Genomic DNA, 17,175 nt, shown 5'->3' on the forward strand with positions numbered 1-17,175 from the left:
GCGCCTTTCGCGAGCCTGCGGCGGCGCGGCTGCCCTATCTTTTATTCAGCTCGTCATCCGGCCAGTACTTATAGCCGTTAATCATCGCCTGGGCGGCCAGCCCTTTTTCGGTCATTTCGTAGACGTTAACTTTCGAAGGCAGGGACGCGGCGTCCTTGGCGACGCCGTTGGCCGAGGCGCCGACCGGCGCAATGCCCTTATCGTCATATTTTGCCGCCGCGTTGGCATCGGCTCCGACGACATAGCCCCGGGTGATAAAATTATTCAGCGCCGCTTTATCGTGGAAGACCACCACGGTGCGCTGCTGTTTTACCCCCATTCCCACGCCGGCACCGCCCTGGGCCATTTTCATATAGGTATCTTTACCGCTGCGGATATCTTTAACGACGCCATAGCCGCTGCCAAAGCCGAACAGCAGGATTTTGCTACTGTTGCTGGCAAATACCGCGTAGCCGTCGGCATGCTGAATATCGGCGCGGGCTTCCGGGTGCAGGGAATAAAGTTTGCTCAGCGTTTCGTTACGCATTTTTTGAATGCTGGCGCGCTGCTGGCTGGCGGTATCGCCCTGCGCGCTGCAGCCGGCGATCGCCAGCGCCGATGCCAGAAAAAGGAGCTGATATTTCATTTTACAATCTGCCGTATGGGTTGCGATAAACGGGATTAAGGCCGGCGATCGTAGAATGAAGTTGCGATAAAGACCCAGAACTTAAAAGTTTATATTTAAATTTTGCCTGTTTATTAGCTTATTACTCTGTTCTCTGTCGGGGTGAAATAGCCTGCCCGGCGGCGCGTTCTTTAATGCGCCAGGCGCCGGCGTATTTTCCCCGGCGCCTTTGATAAGGCGCTGAATAATCATTAGTAAATAAGATGATGGCTCCCTCAGGAATTAGAAATGCTGCTTGCAATAACCGCTTATCCAGATAAGTTATTCACTCTGAGTATATTCTTCATCCTTCAGGTTTCGGCGCCGTCGGAACGTCAATTATTGAAGATATTCTGACCCAATGGATTTTGCTCTGCAGCGCGGCGAACGCCCAGGCGTTTACCCGGATTAGCGGCCGTACACCGTGCCCGACGGGCGAAAACGGCAAGCGGCCGGACTATTGCCAACGCGGATGCAGGCAGAATGACGGCGGGTATATCTTATTTCCCGGAGACCGGCATGACCGATTTTGTAATTCCAGAAATTAAAGCAGCTGAAGATGAAATGATTGCGATCCGTCATTATTTACATGCCAATCCGGAATTAAGCCTCGAAGAGTTTAATACCAGCGAGCTGGTGGCCGGAAAGCTGGCGGAGTGGGGATATCAGGTGACCCGCGAGCTGGGAAAAACCGGGCTGGTCGGTTCATTGCGCAAGGGCGATTCGCCGCGCACCATCGGGCTGCGCGCCGATATGGACGCGCTGCCGATTTTTGAAACCACCGACCTGCCCTGGGCCAGCACCGTGGCGGGAAAAATGCACGCCTGCGGCCACGACGGCCACACCACCATCCTGCTGGCGGCGGCGAAGTATATCGCTTCTCCGGCCTGCGAGTTTAACGGCACCGTGCACCTTATTTTCCAGCCTGCGGAAGAGGCCATCGGCGGGGCGGATTTAATGATTAAAGACGGGCTGTTCGATCGCTTCCCCTGCGAGCGAATTTTTGCGCTGCACAACATGCCGGGGCTGCCGGTCGGCAAGCTCGGTTTTTATGCCGGCAACTTTATGGCCTCGGCGGATACGGTCAAAATCACCGTTCACGGCTACGGCGGCCACGGCGCTCATCCTGACCGCACGGTTGACCCGATTCTGGCCGGCGCGGCGCTGGTGATGGCCCTGCAGAGCATCGTCGCGCGCAACGTGCCGCCGGGAGAAACCGCCGTTGTCACCGTCGGCACCTTCCAGTCGGGCATCGCCTCCAACGTCATTCCTGAAAGCGCGGTGATGGAGCTGACCGTACGGGCGATGAAGCCCGAGGTCCGCGATCTGCTGATTAAACGCATCCACGAAATCACCGAGTTCACCGCCAAAAGCTACGGCGCAACCAGCGAGATCGAGGTTTATGACTCCTATCCGGTGCTGACCAACAGCGAGGAGGAGACGGCGTTTGCCAGGGCGCTGGCGCTGGAGGTCTTCGGCAGCGAGAAGGTGCTGCCGTCGATTTCACCGATGAACGCCAGTGAAGATTTTGCCTTTATGCTGCAGGCGCGTCCGGGCTGCTACTTCCTGCTGGGCAACGGCGAGAAGGGCGGCAAGGGCAGCTGCATGGTGCATAACCCAGGCTACGACTTTAACGATGACATTATTAGCACCGGCGCGACGCTTTTCGCCCGGTTAGTTGAAACGCACTGCCGCTGATCTCTGGAGCTCGTAAATAATGAAAAAATCACTTCTGCTGTGGGTTGCGCTGATGGCCTCAACGTCGGCGCTGGCCGCGGAAAATAAGGAAATTCGCTTTGGCGTCGATCCGACTTTTGCGCCGTTTGAATGGAAGGATCCGCAGGGCAAGCTGGCGGGTTTCGATATTGATTTAGGCAACGCCATCTGCCAGCAGCTGCAGGCCAAATGCGTGTGGGTGGAAAGCAACTTCGACGGCATCATTCCGGCGCTGAAGGCGCGTAAATTTGACGCCATTCTCTCCGGTATGTATATGACCGAGAAACGTAAAGAGCAGATTGGCTTTAGCGACAAGCTCTACAACGGCCCGGTGTTCCTCGTGGCGCGCAAAAATACGCTGAGCGGCAATACGCCGGAGCAGCTGAAGGGCAAAACCATCGGCGTGGAGCAGGGCTCGGCGCAGGAAACCTACGTGAATCAGCACTGGCGTCCGGCGGGAATTAATATCGTGGCCTACCAGGGCGCCGACAGCGTGGTGCGGGATCTGGAGTCCGGGCGTATCGACGGCGCGGTGCTCTCCGGAATGATGGCGGACTACAGCTTCCTGCAGCAGCCGCAGGGCAAAGATTTCGCCTTCGTTGGCGGTCATCTGCAGGACGATAAGCTGTTTGGCGCCGGGGCGGCCATTGGCCTGCGCAAGGACGACGACGCCTTGCGTCAGGAGATTAACGGCGCGATTGCCAAAATTCTTGCCGACGGCACCTATAAAAAACTGGCCGGGAAATATTTTAGCTTTGACGTCTATTCCGGGACATAATGCGGTTATGCAGGCGGCGGGCACGGAAAGCCCGCCTCAGGCTTCCTTTCTCTACTATCATTTCTGACCCTGGCCCGATAACGCAGGACGCAGAATATAAACGAGACCCTCACTCATTCGAGTTGAACCAGGCCGGGCGCGGGCAACCTGAAGGACGACGGGTCAATAAGGAGTGAACGGCATGATGACACGTCCATTGGGCAAAACCGGATTTTCCATTGCGCCGCTGGTCTTTGGCGGCAACGTTTTCGGCTGGACCTGCGATGAAAAAACCAGTTTTGCCATTCTTGATGCTTTCGTTGACCACGGCTTTGACGCTATCGATACGGCGGACGTTTACTCCCGCTGGGCGGACGGCAATCAGGGCGGTGAGTCGGAAACGATAATCGGCCGCTGGCTGCAGGCGCGGCCGGGGATGCGCGATAGAGTCAAAATCTTCAGCAAGGTCGGCGCAGATATGGGGCCCGACGGGCAAAAAGGGCTGAGCAAAGCCTGGATCCAGCAGGCGGTAGAACGCTCCCTGCGCCGCCTGAATAGCGACTATATCGATCTCTATTTTGCCCACTGGCCGGATCCGCAAACTCCGCTGGCGGAAACCCTGGAAGCGTTCCAGGCCCTGCAGCAGGCGGGAAAAATCCGCGCGACCGGCGCGTCGAACCTCGACGCGCAGCAGCTGTCGGCGGCGCTGGAGGTGGCGCGCAAGGGCGGCCTGCCGGCCTGGCAGGTGCTGCAGCCGGAATATAATCTCTATCACCGCTCCGCCTTCGAAGGCGCGCTCTGCGATCTCTGCATCAGCCGCGAGATTGGCGTGGTGACCTACTACAGCCTGGCCTCCGGCTTTTTAACCGGCAAATACCGCCAGCAGGCCGACCTGGCGCAGAGCCAGCGCGGCGGCGGCATCGCCAAATACCTCAATCCGCGCGGGATGCGCATTCTCGATACCCTCGAAGAGGTTGCCGGGCAGCACAACGCTAAGCCGGCGGAGGTGGCCCTCGCCTGGCTGATGAGCCGGGAAGGGGTGACCGCGCCGATCGCCAGCGCGACCAGCGTCGCCCAGGTTGAGAGCTTTGCCCGCGCCGCCGGGCTGACGCTCAACGCCGCGCAGCTGGCGCGGCTCGAGATCGCCAGCGCCTGATGGCCGCCTGCCGGAGCCGTCGGGCTCCGGCTTTTCCCGGCTAGCGGTGCGTCGTTACGTTCAGCACCTGCGCGCTGGCGCCGACCGGGAAGTTGCTGATCGCGCTAAAGTCACTTCCCTGATAGCCCATGATCTTCCCGTCGGTACGCATCTGCTGCAGATCGATAAGGATCACCCCAAGGGTCGGAATAATTTTCTCCCGCCAGACGAAGAGATACAGATCGTCGGCGACCGCCACGTAGTGACAGCGATCGACATCCGCCAGCCCCTTCTCCACGCCGTCCAGGCACTGCCAGGCGTACAGATTCTCATTGAGATAAATGTGCTCGTAGCGCTCCGTCGGGCTGTAGATGTACTGATTGCGCATGCCGATGAGCGCCCGGCTAAAGGCCGGCAGCGGCCCCGGGCGGCGGTCGAGGCGCGCAAAGTGGAACGTCGCGGCAACGGCGGTCAGCGGGAGCCCCTGCTCGACGCGGCTAAAGGCGTCGAGGCGGGCGGCGGGCTCCGTCGGCAGCTGGCCGTAAACGAGGGTGGCGTTGCCCGCGCTGAGGTTGCAAATGGCGCTAATGCTGGCGTTTTCGGCGTCGGGATCGAGGAAGTCGATAAACAGAATATCGGGACGAATAGCCGTCGCGCGCCAGGCGACGGGCCGCCCGTTCCAGCGCAGCGTCCGGGCGTCTTCAATCACCAGCTGCTGCTCGCCGCCGTCGGCGAGAGAGAAGGTCAGGGACTTCCCGGCGGGCAGCGCGACGTCGTCCAGGAGGTTACCGTGGGGCGCAAAGCCGTCGGCAAGCGCGCCGACCTGAATAAACACAGCTTCTGCAGTCATAGGGTTCCTTAGGGTTTAAGAGGGTTAAGAAAACGCCAGCGTGGGAACATCCACCGCGCTGGCGCCGCCGTCGGCGACCAGCGTTGAGCCGCTGATAATCGACGCCTGAGAGGAGCAGAGAAACCGGCAGGCGAGGGCAATCTCCTGCGGGCTGGCGGGGCGACGCAGCGGCACGTCGCGGCACGCCTGCTGATAGGCCTGCTCGAGGCTGAAGCCCTGCGCCGCCATCAGCGGCTGCATCTCCTCGTCGGCCATCGGGGTGGTGACCCAGCCGGGGCAAATAGCGTTGGCGCGCACCCCCTGCGGGCCATAGTCCCGCGCTACCTAGCGCATCAGGCCGATCAGCGCGTGCTTGGCCGTAACGTATCCGCAGGCCTGCGGCCCGGCGGCGAGGGACGCAATCGAGGCGACGAACAGCACGCAGCCCCGGCTGGCGATCAGCGACGGCAGGCAGGCGCGGACGCTGGCAAAGGCGCTGTTGAGGTTGCCGTCGAGCGCCGCTCGCCACTGCGGGTCGCTGGTGTCGGCGGCGGCGCCGTAGCCCATTCCGCCGGCGCTGCAGATTAAAACGTCGATCCGGCCCGCCCGTTCGCTAATCGCCGGCAGCAGGCGCTGCCGCCACTCGTCGCCGCTGGCGGCATCCCCCGTCAGCGCCACGGCGCCGGTCTCCGCCGCCAGCGCCTGCAGGGGGGCCTGACGGCGGCCGATAATCACCACCCTGTCGCCCGCCGCGGCCATCAGCCGGGCGCAGGCGGCGCCAATGCCGCTTCCTCCGCCGGTTATTACCACCACTTTGCCCATTTCATCTCTCCCGAAAGCATCGTCTTTCTACCTTATGAAGGGGATCGCCGCCCGGCTATCGTTCAAAAGAACGAAGGCCGGAGCCGGCCGCATCGTCTGCGGACAATCGCAGTCGCGACAGGTGAGGTTGCAGGCCGGGCCAGGGGGGAATCAGGATATGAAAGGGCACCTGCGCCCGCGGTTCAACGGCCAGCGGAATTCGCTGTTGGCGTAGCGCGGCGATATTCAGCATCGTTTAGATCCTATTTATTATTTCCGCCGGCGAGATTATTCGCGCAGCAGAAAAGCCAGGGCCTGCATCATGATTAAGCGCCTGAGGATAATTATTGCGGCAATGTCCATTAGGTATAGAGAAGTGGTTTTAAAAGGCTATCGTTCTAAAGGACGAGAACGTAACAAAAAAACGCGTGCGTTAAGCGGTAAAAAAATCCGCGACGGAAAAGTTAATAACTTCTGTTTATGTTTTATCGCCTGGTCGATAACGCAAGGCTATGCTGATTATTAACTTATTAAATAACAGTATGTTAAATAAAATATTGTAACCCATATCACATTGTTAACATGTTAATGATTGTGTTACTTAAATGTGAAATGTATGCTTTGAGATAGTGTTGGTTATCCGCGTTTCGCGTACTTTTACTTCGCCGGGAGAAGCTCATGTCTGCGTTATTAAAAGCCGGTCGTAATGATGCGATAATTACCCGTTGTCTACAGACTATTTCCCAGTTAATTCCACTGTCGTCGGCGGTTTTTTATCGGGTTAATAATTGTTTAAAACCCGAACACTATATTTTGCATAATATTTCCGCGACTACGCACCGGCAATATCTGGAGTGTTTTCAGCCGCTGGACCCGCTGCTGCCGTCCCGCTTTAGCCATCAGGCGATTACCATGGCGGCGATGACGCCCGGCGTCTGCGATCGCCATCGCCACTATTACCATGAGTTTATGCTGCCTAATAACGTCCGTGACATGACCGAGGTCTTTATTCGCCGGGAGCGGCGGATTATTGCCGGTATCTCCCTGATGCGCGACGTGCCTTTCTCCAGCGAAGAGCGCCTGCGCGCCCAGGCCGTGCTGCCGCTGGTGGAGCTGGCGATCCATGATTTTCTGCAGGACGAGGACGATCTGCCGGCAATGCTCACCGCCAAGGAGCGTGAAATTGTCGGTATGGTGCGGGAAGGGGCCAGCAACAAGCTGATTGCCCGCCAGCTGGATATCTCGCTCTCCACCGTCAAGACCCACTTACGCAACATTTTCGCCAAGACGGAAGTGGTCAACCGCACCGAACTCGTTTGCCGAACCTGGATGCCCTCCGCTCAGCGCACGCTGCATCCGTAATCTGACCCATCGCATCCCGCGCGCGCCGCCGACCGCGGCGTTTTCCTGATGCCTGACGGTATCACTCCCTGGATAATTATCCGGGGGGAGACTTTTTGACTGGAGCACGCATCACGATGTCGAGCACGCCCGTGACCGAACACGCCTTAACCCAGCCGTCCGGGCTGGCCTTCACCGCACGTTTGCTGGCGGCGATTGTCATCTTTGCCGCCATTGCGCCGGGGATCCTGATGACCGCGCCGGCGGTGGCGGCGCAGCTGGCCAGCGAATGGCGGCTAAGCCCCGGGCAAATCGGCTATCTCTTCTCCGCGGAGCTGGGGGCGATGAGCCTCGCGACGCTGCCGGCCTGGTGGTGGATGAGCCGCCTCAGCTGGCGCCGCGTCGCGCTGTGCGCCTGCGCGGTGTTTCTGGTGGCGAACCTGGTCTCGGCGACGGTCAGCCAGTATGAAACGCTGCTGATCGCCCGCTTTGTCGCCTCGCTGGCGGGCGGCACGCTGATGATTCTGTGTATCAGCTGCGCGGCGGGTACCGCCAACCCTTCGCGGGTATATGCCTTCTGGGTGCTCGGCCAGCTGCTGCTGGGGGTGCTCGGGCTGCTGATCCTCCCCGGCCTGTTTGCCAGCTTCGGCCTGAAGGCGGTGTACCTGATCCTGGCGGCCATTATGCTCTGCTGCCTGCCGCTGGTTGCGGCATTTCCTCTGCGCTTTCAGCCGATGTCCGCCTCCGGCCTTCGCCCCCCGGTGGCGCCGCTGCGCAAGGTGCTGGCGGTGCTGGCGGTACTGACCTTTTATATCAGCCTCAGCGCGGTGTGGACCTTTATCGGCACCATCGGCAGCGCGGCAGGATTGACCCCGTCGCACATTGGCATGGTGCTGGCGGCGGCAACGGTGTTCGGCATTGTCGGCGCGGGAGGGGCGGCGCTGCGCGGCACCCGGCGCCCGGACCGCATCCCGGTATGGCTGGGCTACGCCCTGCTGATCGCCAGCATCGCGCTGCTGGTCGGCCACCCGCTGCTGATGCGCTTCGCGCTGGCGGCGGTGCTGTTCAAATTTACCTGGACCTTTGTCCTGCCTTTTATTCTCGCGCGCGTCGCCGGGCTGGATAACAGCGGTCGCCTGATGAACAGCATCAACCTGGTGATTGGCGGCGGGATGGCGGCCGGCCCGGCGCTGGCCGGCGCGCTGCTGCAACATTTCGCCAGCGCCGACGCGCTGCTCGCCGCGGCGGGCGGCTGCGCGCTGGTCTCTGCAGGATTGATTCTCGCGGCTTCGTCCGACGGGAAAGGGTTAGCCAACGGAGGATAGAGTGAAAAGAAAAACCGGTTTCTTCTTTGATGAACGTTGTTTCTGGCACAGTACCGGCCTGCACGCGGTGACGCTGCCGGTCGGCGGCTGGGTCCAGCCTCCTGCGGGAGGCGGCCACGCGGAATCGCCGGAAACCAAGCGGCGGATGAAAAACCTGATGGACGTGTCGGGGCTGACCCCGCAGCTGCAGCTGCGCAGCGCCGATGCCGCCAGCGAGGAGGATTTACGCCGTATCCACCCCGATAGCTATCTGGAGCGTTTTAAGGCGATCAGCGACAGCGGCGGCGGCATGCTGGGCAAAGAGGCGCCGCTGGGGCCGGGGAGCTATGAAATTGCCTGCCTCTCCGCCGGGCTGGCCTGCGCCGCCGTGGAGGCGGTACTGCGCGGCGAGCTGGATAACGCCTACTCCCTGTCGCGCCCGCCGGGGCACCACTGCCTGCCGGACCAGTCGATGGGCTTCTGCTTCCTCGCCAATATTCCCATCGCCGTCGAGCGCGCGAAAGCGTTGCACGGCCTCGGCAGGGTGGCGATCCTCGACTGGGACGTGCACCACGGCAACGGCACCCAGCATATCTACCTGCAGCGCGACGATGTGCTGACCATCTCGGTGCATCAGGACGGCTGCTTCCCGCCGGGCTACGCCGGAGAGGAGGATCGCGGCATCGGCGCGGGTGAAGGCTACAATATCAATATTCCGCTGATGGCCGGCGCCGGGGACGACAGCTGGCGCTATGCGCTGGAAACGATCGTTATTCCGGCGCTGGAGCGCTTTGAGCCGCAGCTGATTATCGTTGCCTGCGGCTACGACGCTAACGCCATGGACCCGCTGGCGCGGATGCAGCTGCACAGCGACAGCTTTCGCGCTATGACCGGGCTGGTGCAGCAGGCGGCGGATCGCCTGTGCGGCGGCAGATTGGTGATGGTGCACGAAGGGGGCTACGCGGAATCCTACGTGCCGTTCTGCGGCCTGGCGGTGATGGAAACCCTGAGCGGGATAAAAACCGAGGTACAGGATCCGCTGCTGGCGTTTATTCAGCAGCAGCAGCCGCGAGAGGCCTTTACCCGCTTCCAGCGCCGGGCGATTGATGAGCTGGCGAGCCGGTTTGGCCTGCAGTAAGCGCTCTGCGTCTCTCCGCCAATGCGGGGGAGAGACGCGCTCCCGTTTCGCCTAATCTCCCTCCCGCTGCATCCATCGACCGATGGCCCGATCGAGCATATTCATGACGCTCAGCAGCAGCATGCGCTGCTGCTTTTCGAGCCGCAGATAGCGCCGCAGCGGCGGCATTTTACACACCACTTCGCTGGCCGCCCACGGCTCAATGCAGCAGCGCCAGCGCTGCCCGCTGCAGGTCAGAGAGAAGCGCCGGTAGTCCAGCTCGCTCAGGGTCTGCTGCAGATTGGGAAAGCGATTGAGATAGTCGGCGAGATCGGCGGTGCCCTCTCTGCCGCGAAAGCGGATCGGTCGGCGCTTCAGCCAGCCGGGCTGATGGGCGCGGATCCTGCCCTGAGCGGGCCGGGACAGCGGCCCCTCGATGACAAACTCGCAGCTGTGGATGCTCGCCATAAACAGCCGTTTCTGGCGAACGCTATAGGTCACTTTCGCGGTGGGCGTGAGGTGTAAAACCGCGCTCCGCTCGCTGAGCTTTTCGCTGCGCCAGCCCGCGAGGTCGCGCTGCACGGCGTTCATTAACGGCGTCTCAAACCAGAGGGCGGAGGGCATCAGGCGCTATCTCCCCGGCAGCGTTTCTCTCATAGTGGCTCATCGCACGCTCCACCACCTCTTCCACTTCCAGCGGTCGGAACGGATTGACGCGCTGGACGCACACCGTCCAGAACAGGGCGTAGGCGGCGGTGATCCCCAGCATAATGCCGAACGGCACCAGCACTTCGCGGCTGTCCATTCCCGGCGGCGTAATGTTGAAGATGGCGATAATAATCCCGACGCTGGAGATAATCTGCGGCAGCGGGAACCACGGTGAGCGGTAGGCGCGGGGGAGGTCCGGACGGCGAATGCGCAGCGCCACCACCGACAGGGTGACCAGCAGATAGGCGACGCCCCACGCGCAGACGGCGGCGAGGATCAGCGGCACGATGCGGTCGAGGTCGCCGTTCAGATACCAGGCGTGCAGGCAGGGGATCGCCACCCCGATGGCAATGGCGATCACCGGCGTCTTAAAGCGCGGATGCAGCCAGGTGAGAAAGCGGGGCAGGGCGCCGTCCAGCGCCATCCCGTAGATGATGCGCGGCACCGCCGCCATCAGGGTGTTGATGGTGGCGCAGCCCGCCAGCAGCAGCCCGACGCCCAGCCAGTACTGTCCGGCGTGGCCCATGACCCGTTCGGCAAATGCCGGGATCGCCATCGGCGTATCCAGCAGGTGGACGTTATTGGCCGCATCCAGCACCACGTTCTCCACCTGACGGTTAATCGCCGCGCCGTAGATAAACATGCAGCTCGCCACGCCGAACAGGCCGAGGGCCATCGCCCGCGGAATGGTGCGGTGGGCCTGCTTAATCTCCGGCGCCATCGGCGTCACCAGCTCGCAGCCGACGAACATAAACATCGCCATACCGATATAGCCGAACAGGCCGGAGATGTCGCTGACGTTGAGCGGGGTGCCGAACCAGCCGGCGAGGTGGGTCACCGGGGCCATAAAAATGCCGCACAGGCCGAAGATGGTCAGGGTGGTCCACATCCCGAAGGTGAGCACCACTTCGACCTTGCCGAAGACCTCGACGCCGACGGCGTTCAGCAGGCCGAAAATCACCACCATCCCGACGCCAACCATCCAGGTATTCTGGTGCGCCGCCATCTGGGCGTTGATCGACTCGAAGTTCACCAGCGCCATGATCCCGGCGAGAATGGTCTCGGCGGTGCCGGCAAAAATATGCACGATCAGATAGGCGCACAGCGCGCCGGTAATGGCGAAAAAGCGGCCCATGCCGCAGGCGATATAGTCATATACCGAACCGGTGGTCGGGATCAGCGTCGCGGCTTCGGCAAAGGTGGTGACCTGCGCCTGCATCATGATAAATGCCAGCAGCACCGCCAGCGCGAAGGTGTCGCCGCCCATGCCGAAACCGCTGGTGACGGTCAGAATGACCGGGCTGGCCATAATCAGCCCGACGGAGCTGGCCAGCGTGGTGGGAAAGCCGACAACGCCGCGTTCGAGATGGCGGGCGAGCCTGTTACTGAACATAGTCAACCTCTGCGCAATATAGGGGAGGGCAGGGAGTGGCCGCGTGGGAACAGCCATTCCGGATAGTCATAATTTAGGCTGGTATCCGGCTCAACGAATATCGTCCTGAAGGTGGAGAGCGGCGGTTGATTCTGTGACGCAGTGCATGATTACCGCCCCGCTGTCGGGGGCGGCGTGTGGGAAACTAGCGGCCTTCGACGTTGGCCAGGTAGTGCTTCACGAAGCGCGGGGTGAGGATCTTCCACTCCACTTCGGTTCCCTGCTTAACAAACCAGCTATCGCCGGGGACGAAGCGCTGGGCCGCGCCGCCGGCGACGGTCAGCTCAACTTCGCCCTCCAGCACGGTGGCGTGTTCGGTAAACGGATAGGTCATGGTAAAGCTCCCGCGAGTGGACGAAAACAGACCGCAGGTAAAGGCATCCTGCGGTTCGCCGTAGATCATCGCCCCGGCAACCTGCGGGTCGCCTTCGGTTGGCGTGGCGCCCAGCAGGCTGACGCTGCCGATAGGCTGCAGTTCGGGGACCGGTTGATTGAGTTTAAAAGCGTGCATAGCGTTCTCCTGGTTAACTCCGGCCTTTCCAGTAGCCGGCGGTTTGGTGCATCAGTTTTCCGGCGGTGACCAGCAGCAGGCGCAGGCTGTCACGACCGTGGATTGTCGCGTGGGGGATGCTGCTCATCAGGCGGTAGCGGTCCGAGCCGCCGCTGATCCCCTCGGCGAGAATTTTGCACACGATGTGCGAGGGGGTGACGCCAAAGCCGGAGTACCCCTGAACGTAAAAGACGTTGTTGTGCTCGCGCAGGGTGCCAATTTGCGGGAACAGGTTGGCGCTGCAGGCCATCGGGCCGCCCCAGGCAAAGTCGATTTTGACATCCTTGAGGTAGGGGAATACCTGCCCCAGCAGCGTGCGGTTCCAGGCGGCAAAATCGTTGGGCGTATATTCGACATAGCGCGTGGCGCTGCCGAACAGCAGGCGGTTCTCTTTGGTAATGCGGTAGTAGTTAATCACCGGGCGAATATCGCTGAAGGCGCCGCGCAGCGGGCTGATACGCTCGATCAGCGCATCGGACAGCGGAGCCGTCGACACCTGCCAGGAGTAGGTCACCAGGGTCTTGTTATAGATCTCCGGCTCCAGATTGTTGAGGAAGCTGTCGCAGGCCCACAGCAGCTTTGCTGCCCGCACGCTGCCCATCGCGGTGCGCACGCGCACCTCTTTGCCGTAATTCACCTCGACTACCGGCGAGGATTCAAAAATCTTCACCCCCAGGGAGTGCGCCGCCGTCGCCGAGCCGAGCAGCATATTCAGCGAGTGGATCTGCCCCCCGCCCATGTGCTTGAGGGCGCCACAGTAAACCTCGGAGCCGACGATCTGCTGCACCTCTTTGCCGGTATAGAGGGCGATATCCTCATCCGGGGTCGCCGCCTTGAACTCTTTTTCCCACTGCTGCAGCGTTTTCAGCTGCCGCTGGTTATAGGCGAGGTAGCCGTAGCCCGGCACGAAATCCGCATCGATATTGTATTTCTTAATCCGTTCGCGAATGATCCCTGCGCCGAGGTTAGAGATCTTAAACAGCGTCTCCAGCCCCTCTTTACCGACGTGCTTTTTCACCGCCTCGATGTCGTGGCCGATCCCGGCCATCACCTGACCGCCGTTGCGCCCGGTGCCGCCGTAGCCTAAATGGCGGGCCTCGAGTACGACCACGTTGGTGATCCCCTGTTCCGCCAGCTCCAGGGCGGTGTTAATGCCGGAAAATCCGCCGCCGATAATCACCACGTCGGCTTCAATGTCCTCCTGCAGCGCCGGAAAATGGAGCTGGTATTTTTTCGTCGCACCGTAGTAGTTCAGCGCATCGATTTTGATATTCATAGCGTTACCCTGTCTCGCCTGGCTAAGGCCAACATCACAGCATGCCGGGAACCGGCTGAATATCGTTCGGAAGAATGACGTTCTTTAGAACGATATTCAGCGCGCGAAGCAGGTGCTGTGATGGCGGGAATTTCCTGAAAAAAACGGGTGTCACCGATGAACGAAGTCACTTTACTTGCAGAAGTCAGCGCCTTTTTAGCCCGGCCCCACGGGCAGTTTATTGCCGGAGAAGCCCTGGCGGGCCGCGGCCGGACGCTGGCGGTGATTAACCCGGCAACCGGCAGAGCGATTGCTGAGGTGACGGAGGCGGATGGCGGGCAGGCCGCCAGGGCAATGGAGAGCGCCCGTGAGGCCTTCTCCGGCTGGCGCGCGCTGCCGGCGCTGCAGCGCGGCGCCCTGCTGCTGAAGCTGGCGGATAGCCTGGCGGCCCACCGCGAAGAGCTGGCGCAGCTCGAGAGCCTCTGTTCGGGGAAAACCATCATGCTGGCGCGGATGCTCGAACTGGATCAGTCGGTGGCGTTCCTGCGCTACTTTGCCGGCTGGGCGGGCAAGGTTACCGGCGAAACCCTCGACGTCTCGCTGCCGTCGATGGCCGGGGAGAAATACACCGCCTTTACCCATCGCCAGCCGGTCGGGGTGGTGGTCGGGATTGTGCCGTGGAATTTCTCGATAATGATCGCCATCTGGAAGCTGGCGGCGGCGCTGGTCTGCGGCTGCACCATCGTCCTGAAGCCGAGCGAATACACTCCGCTAACCCTGCTGCGGGTGGCGGAGCTGGCGACGGAGGCGGGGATCCCCGCCGGGGTCATCAACGTGGTCAACGGCGCGGGGGGTGAGATAGCCCAGCGCCTGATTAGCCATCCGGCCTGCGCCAAGGTCAGTTTCACCGGTTCGGTGGCGACCGGCGAGAAGGTGCAGCGCTCGGCGACCGCCGGCGGAAAGCGCGTCACCCTTGAGCTGGGAGGGAAAAACGCCGCCCTGTTTCTCGACGATCTCAGCCCGGAGGCGATGGCGGACGGCGTTATCGAAGCGGGCTATCTCAATCAGGGGCAGATCTGCGCCGCCGCCGAGCGGTTTTATCTGCCGCAGGGCAAGCTGGATCGCGTGCTGGATCTGCTGAAGCAGCGGCTGACGGCTTTCCAGCCGGGCTCGCCGCTGGATGAGCGCACGCAAATGGGGCCGCTGGCTAACCGGGTACAGTATGAAAAGGTACTGAGCCTGCTGCAGACGGCGCGGGAAGAGGGCGACACCATCGTATGCGGCGGCGAAGCGCTGCCCGGCGACGGCTACTTTATCTCTCCGGCGGCGGTCAGGGTGCGTAGCGAAAGCAGCACCCTGATGCATGAAGAGACGTTCGGCCCGGTGTGCAGCTTTATTGGCTATCATAGCGAAGAGGATGCGCTGTCCCGCATCAACGCCTCGCCGTTTGGCCTCGCCGCCAGCGTCTGGTCGGATAATATTCGCAAGGCGCTGCGCTATTCGCAGGCTATTGATGCCGGTATCGTATGGATCAACATGCACACCTTCCTCGACCCGGCGGTTCCCTTTGGCGGCATGAAAGGCTCGGGCCTCGGGCGCGAGTTTGGCAGCGCGTTTATTGATGATTACACTGAACTTAAATCCGTGATGGTCCGCTATTAATAGCCGACGGGCCTGACGAAATATACTCTTTAGGGTTTAACTCTTGTCGCAAATAAAATAATACTTTGGGCTAATATTTAAATCATCCTCCCTCCGGCCACTAGCTAACAACTTAGTGGCCTTTTTATTTACCTCATATATGTGTGCCAGAGAATTCAGCGAAAACTTGTACAATAATAAGCGGATTAAAAATGGCTGCTTATCCATTTCGGCATTATTACTACAGCCTGCGGAATTATTTCTTTTGCTTATCGCTATTCGGCGAACTGTTGTTAATTAAACATTAATTAATAATTTTTAATTAACATTTGTTTTTTATTTTTAGGAGGTCGCAGTGACTGCGCCATTAAAAAAAATTGTCATTGTCGGCGGCGGTGCCGGCGGGCTGGAGCTGGCCACGCAGCTGGGGCATAAGCTTGGTCGACGTAATAAGGCTCAGATTATCCTCGTCGATCGCAGCCACAGCCACCTGTGGAAGCCGCTGCTGCATGAGGTGGCGACCGGATCGCTCGATGCCGGCGTGGACGCCCTGAGCTTTATGGCGCATGCCAGTAAGCACTATTTTGAGTTCCAGCACGGTGCCGTTATCGATATTAATCGCGACGAGAAAACCCTCGTCCTGGCGGAGCTGCGCGATGAAAACGGCGAGCTGCTGGTTGCCGAACGCACCCTCGGCTGGGATACCTTAGTGATGGCGCTGGGCAGCACCTCCAACGACTTTAATACCCCCGGGGTAAAAGAGAACTGTATTTTTCTCGACAGCGCCGAGCAGGCAAAACGCTTCCATCAGCAGATGCTTAACCTGTTTCTCAGGCATTCGGCTAACCCGCAGAACCTCGGTAAGGTGAATATTGCGATTGTCGGCGGCGGGGCGACGGGCGTCGAACTGTCGGCCGAGCTGCACAATGCGGTGAAAGAGCTGCAGCGCTACGGCTATAAGCGTCTGACCAACGAGGCGCTGAACGTCAGCCTGGTTGAAGCCGGCGAGCGTATTCTGCCGGCGCTGCCGGAGCGCATCTCCCTGGCCGCGCGCGACGAGCTGACGAAGCTGGGCGTCAACGTGATGACCCAAACCCTGATTACCCGCGCCGACGCGCAGGGCCTGCATACCAAAGACGGCAGCGTAATTAGCGCGGATCTGATGGTGTGGGCGGCCGGCATCAAGGCGCCGGACTTTATGCGCGAAATTGCGGGCCTTGAGACCAACCGGATTAACCAGCTGGTCGTTGAGCCGACGCTGCAGACGACGCGCGATGCCAATATTTTTGCCTTCGGCGACTGCGCCGCCTGCCCGCGTCCGGAGGGCGGATTTATTCCTCCGCGCGGCCAGGCGGCTCACCAGATGGCGCTCTTCACGGCGAATAACATTATTGCGCAGCTGAAGGGCCGACCGCTGAAATCGTTCGTCTATCGCGACCGCGGCTCGCTGGTCTCGCTCTCAGGCTATACCACTCTGGGGAGCATTATGGGCCATCTGCCGGTGGGGCCGATGATGGTGGAGGGCAGGCTCGCGCGCCTGGTCTACGATTCGCTGTACCGTATGCATCAGGTGACGCTGCACGGCTACGTGAAAACCGGCCTGCTGATGCTCTCCGGCGAGATCAACCGCATCATTCGTCCGCACCTCAAGCTGCACTAAAGGTGAGATAGCCTCCCGGACGGCGGCGCAGGCGGCGGTCCGGGAGGCGTTAAATCCGGCTGCCCGTCCCGGCGCTAATCCGGCGACAAATCCCTCCGCGTATCATGTTCTAAAATCAGCAGATTATTGTTTTTGCCCGCAACGGAAGCGATTACGCTTGCCTGAGTGTCGATAATGAGTATAGTTCTCATTCTTCTTTTTGTTTGCAGGCTAAGTAGGGAATAACCTGCGTCAGTGAGTCGCTCACAGGGAAACAGCGAAGGCATAGGGTGGGGCTCGGTACGGC

15 protein-coding genes and 2 pseudogenes are annotated in these 17,175 nt (G+C 60.7%); 9 read left to right on the forward strand and 8 right to left on the reverse strand.

Annotated elements, in window-relative coordinates; all coding sequences use genetic code 11:
- Positions 1-34: 34 nt before the first annotated feature.
- Positions 35-625 (reverse strand): lipid-binding SYLF domain-containing protein, encoded by a 591-nt coding sequence (locus EDF75_RS01475; protein WP_133596629.1) that lies wholly within the window; start codon positions 623-625, stop codon positions 35-37.
- Positions 626-1,162: 537 nt separating this feature from the next.
- Here EDF75_RS01475 and EDF75_RS01480 point away from each other — a divergent pair.
- The 3 genes from EDF75_RS01480 (at position 1,163) to EDF75_RS01490 (ending at position 4,272) form a co-directional block, all read left to right on the forward strand.
- Entirely contained in the window at positions 1,163-2,341 is a 1,179-nt protein-coding gene (locus tag EDF75_RS01480) for a M20 aminoacylase family protein (RefSeq protein ID WP_133596631.1), read from the forward strand.
- A 19-nt stretch (positions 2,342-2,360) separates the two neighbouring features.
- A complete protein-coding gene (locus EDF75_RS01485; protein WP_041144462.1) occupies positions 2,361-3,137 on the forward strand; it encodes an ABC transporter substrate-binding protein in 777 nt (258 codons plus the stop codon).
- Between the two features lie 181 nt (positions 3,138-3,318).
- Positions 3,319-4,272 (forward strand): aldo/keto reductase, encoded by a 954-nt coding sequence (locus tag EDF75_RS01490; protein ID WP_133596633.1) that lies wholly within the window; start codon positions 3,319-3,321, stop codon positions 4,270-4,272.
- A 40-nt stretch (positions 4,273-4,312) separates the two neighbouring features.
- Here the strand turns inward: EDF75_RS01490 and EDF75_RS01495 are convergent, their stop codons facing one another.
- The 3 genes and pseudogenes from EDF75_RS01495 to EDF75_RS01505 form a co-directional block, all read right to left on the reverse strand.
- Positions 4,313-5,101 carry a MoaF C-terminal domain-containing protein gene (locus EDF75_RS01495; RefSeq protein WP_133596635.1) on the reverse strand — a complete coding sequence of 263 codons (789 nt, stop codon included), beginning with the start codon at positions 5,099-5,101 and terminating at the stop codon, positions 4,313-4,315.
- Between the two features lie 24 nt (positions 5,102-5,125).
- Positions 5,126-5,902, reverse strand: a pseudogene (locus EDF75_RS01500) (SDR family NAD(P)-dependent oxidoreductase).
- 84 nt (positions 5,903-5,986) lie between these two features.
- Positions 5,987-6,134: pseudogene (locus EDF75_RS01505) on the reverse strand (anaerobic sulfatase maturase); the annotation flags it as partial.
- Positions 6,135-6,203: 69 nt separating this feature from the next.
- Here EDF75_RS01505 and EDF75_RS01510 point away from each other — a divergent pair.
- The 4 genes from EDF75_RS01510 to EDF75_RS01525 all read left to right on the forward strand — a co-directional run bounded on the left by EDF75_RS01510 (position 6,204) and on the right by EDF75_RS01525 (position 9,664).
- Positions 6,204-6,407, forward strand: coding sequence for a hypothetical protein (locus EDF75_RS01510; RefSeq protein WP_133596637.1), 204 nt, complete (start codon positions 6,204-6,206; stop codon positions 6,405-6,407).
- Positions 6,408-6,559: 152 nt separating this feature from the next.
- The gene (locus tag EDF75_RS01515) at positions 6,560-7,243 is read left to right on the forward strand and encodes a helix-turn-helix transcriptional regulator (protein WP_123706908.1); all 684 of its coding nucleotides are present in this window, start codon (positions 6,560-6,562) and stop codon (positions 7,241-7,243) included.
- A gap of 116 nt (positions 7,244-7,359) precedes the next feature.
- Complete coding sequence (locus EDF75_RS01520) at positions 7,360-8,547, forward strand: MFS transporter (protein WP_133596638.1); 1,188 nt, start codon at positions 7,360-7,362, stop codon at positions 8,545-8,547.
- 1 nt (position 8,548) lies between these two features.
- Positions 8,549-9,664 (forward strand): class II histone deacetylase, encoded by a 1,116-nt coding sequence (locus EDF75_RS01525; RefSeq protein WP_133596640.1) that lies wholly within the window; start codon positions 8,549-8,551, stop codon positions 9,662-9,664.
- 51 nt (positions 9,665-9,715) lie between these two features.
- Here the strand turns inward: EDF75_RS01525 and EDF75_RS01530 are convergent, their stop codons facing one another.
- From EDF75_RS01530 to EDF75_RS01545, 4 genes are all read right to left on the reverse strand, one after another.
- Positions 9,716-10,267: a DUF3156 family protein gene (locus EDF75_RS01530; RefSeq protein WP_133596642.1), complete on the reverse strand. Its 552-nt coding sequence runs from the start codon at positions 10,265-10,267 to the stop codon at positions 9,716-9,718.
- Positions 10,245-11,744 carry an APC family permease gene (locus EDF75_RS01535; RefSeq protein ID WP_133596644.1) on the reverse strand — a complete coding sequence of 500 codons (1,500 nt, stop codon included), beginning with the start codon at positions 11,742-11,744 and terminating at the stop codon, positions 10,245-10,247. Before EDF75_RS01535 ends, EDF75_RS01530 begins: the two co-directional genes overlap by 23 nt.
- Before the next feature lie 184 nt (positions 11,745-11,928).
- Positions 11,929-12,294, reverse strand: a complete 366-nt coding sequence (locus tag EDF75_RS01540) for a cupin domain-containing protein (RefSeq protein WP_133596646.1) — start codon at positions 12,292-12,294, stop codon at positions 11,929-11,931.
- A 13-nt stretch (positions 12,295-12,307) separates the two neighbouring features.
- Positions 12,308-13,609, reverse strand: coding sequence for an NAD(P)/FAD-dependent oxidoreductase (locus EDF75_RS01545; RefSeq protein ID WP_133596648.1), 1,302 nt, complete (start codon positions 13,607-13,609; stop codon positions 12,308-12,310).
- Between the two features lie 156 nt (positions 13,610-13,765).
- Between EDF75_RS01545 and EDF75_RS01550 the strand changes: the two genes are divergently transcribed.
- Together EDF75_RS01550 and EDF75_RS01555 are read left to right on the forward strand one after the other, a co-directional pair.
- A complete protein-coding gene (locus EDF75_RS01550) occupies positions 13,766-15,250 on the forward strand; it encodes an aldehyde dehydrogenase family protein (protein WP_133596650.1) in 1,485 nt (494 codons plus the stop codon).
- 334 nt (positions 15,251-15,584) lie between these two features.
- Positions 15,585-16,889 carry an NAD(P)/FAD-dependent oxidoreductase gene (locus EDF75_RS01555; RefSeq protein WP_133596652.1) on the forward strand — a complete coding sequence of 435 codons (1,305 nt, stop codon included), beginning with the start codon at positions 15,585-15,587 and terminating at the stop codon, positions 16,887-16,889.
- Positions 16,890-17,175 lie beyond the last annotated feature (286 nt).

This window comes from Klebsiella sp. BIGb0149 (assembly GCF_004362605.1).
Taxonomy (GTDB): Bacteria; Pseudomonadota; Gammaproteobacteria; order Enterobacterales; family Enterobacteriaceae; genus Klebsiella; species Klebsiella terrigena.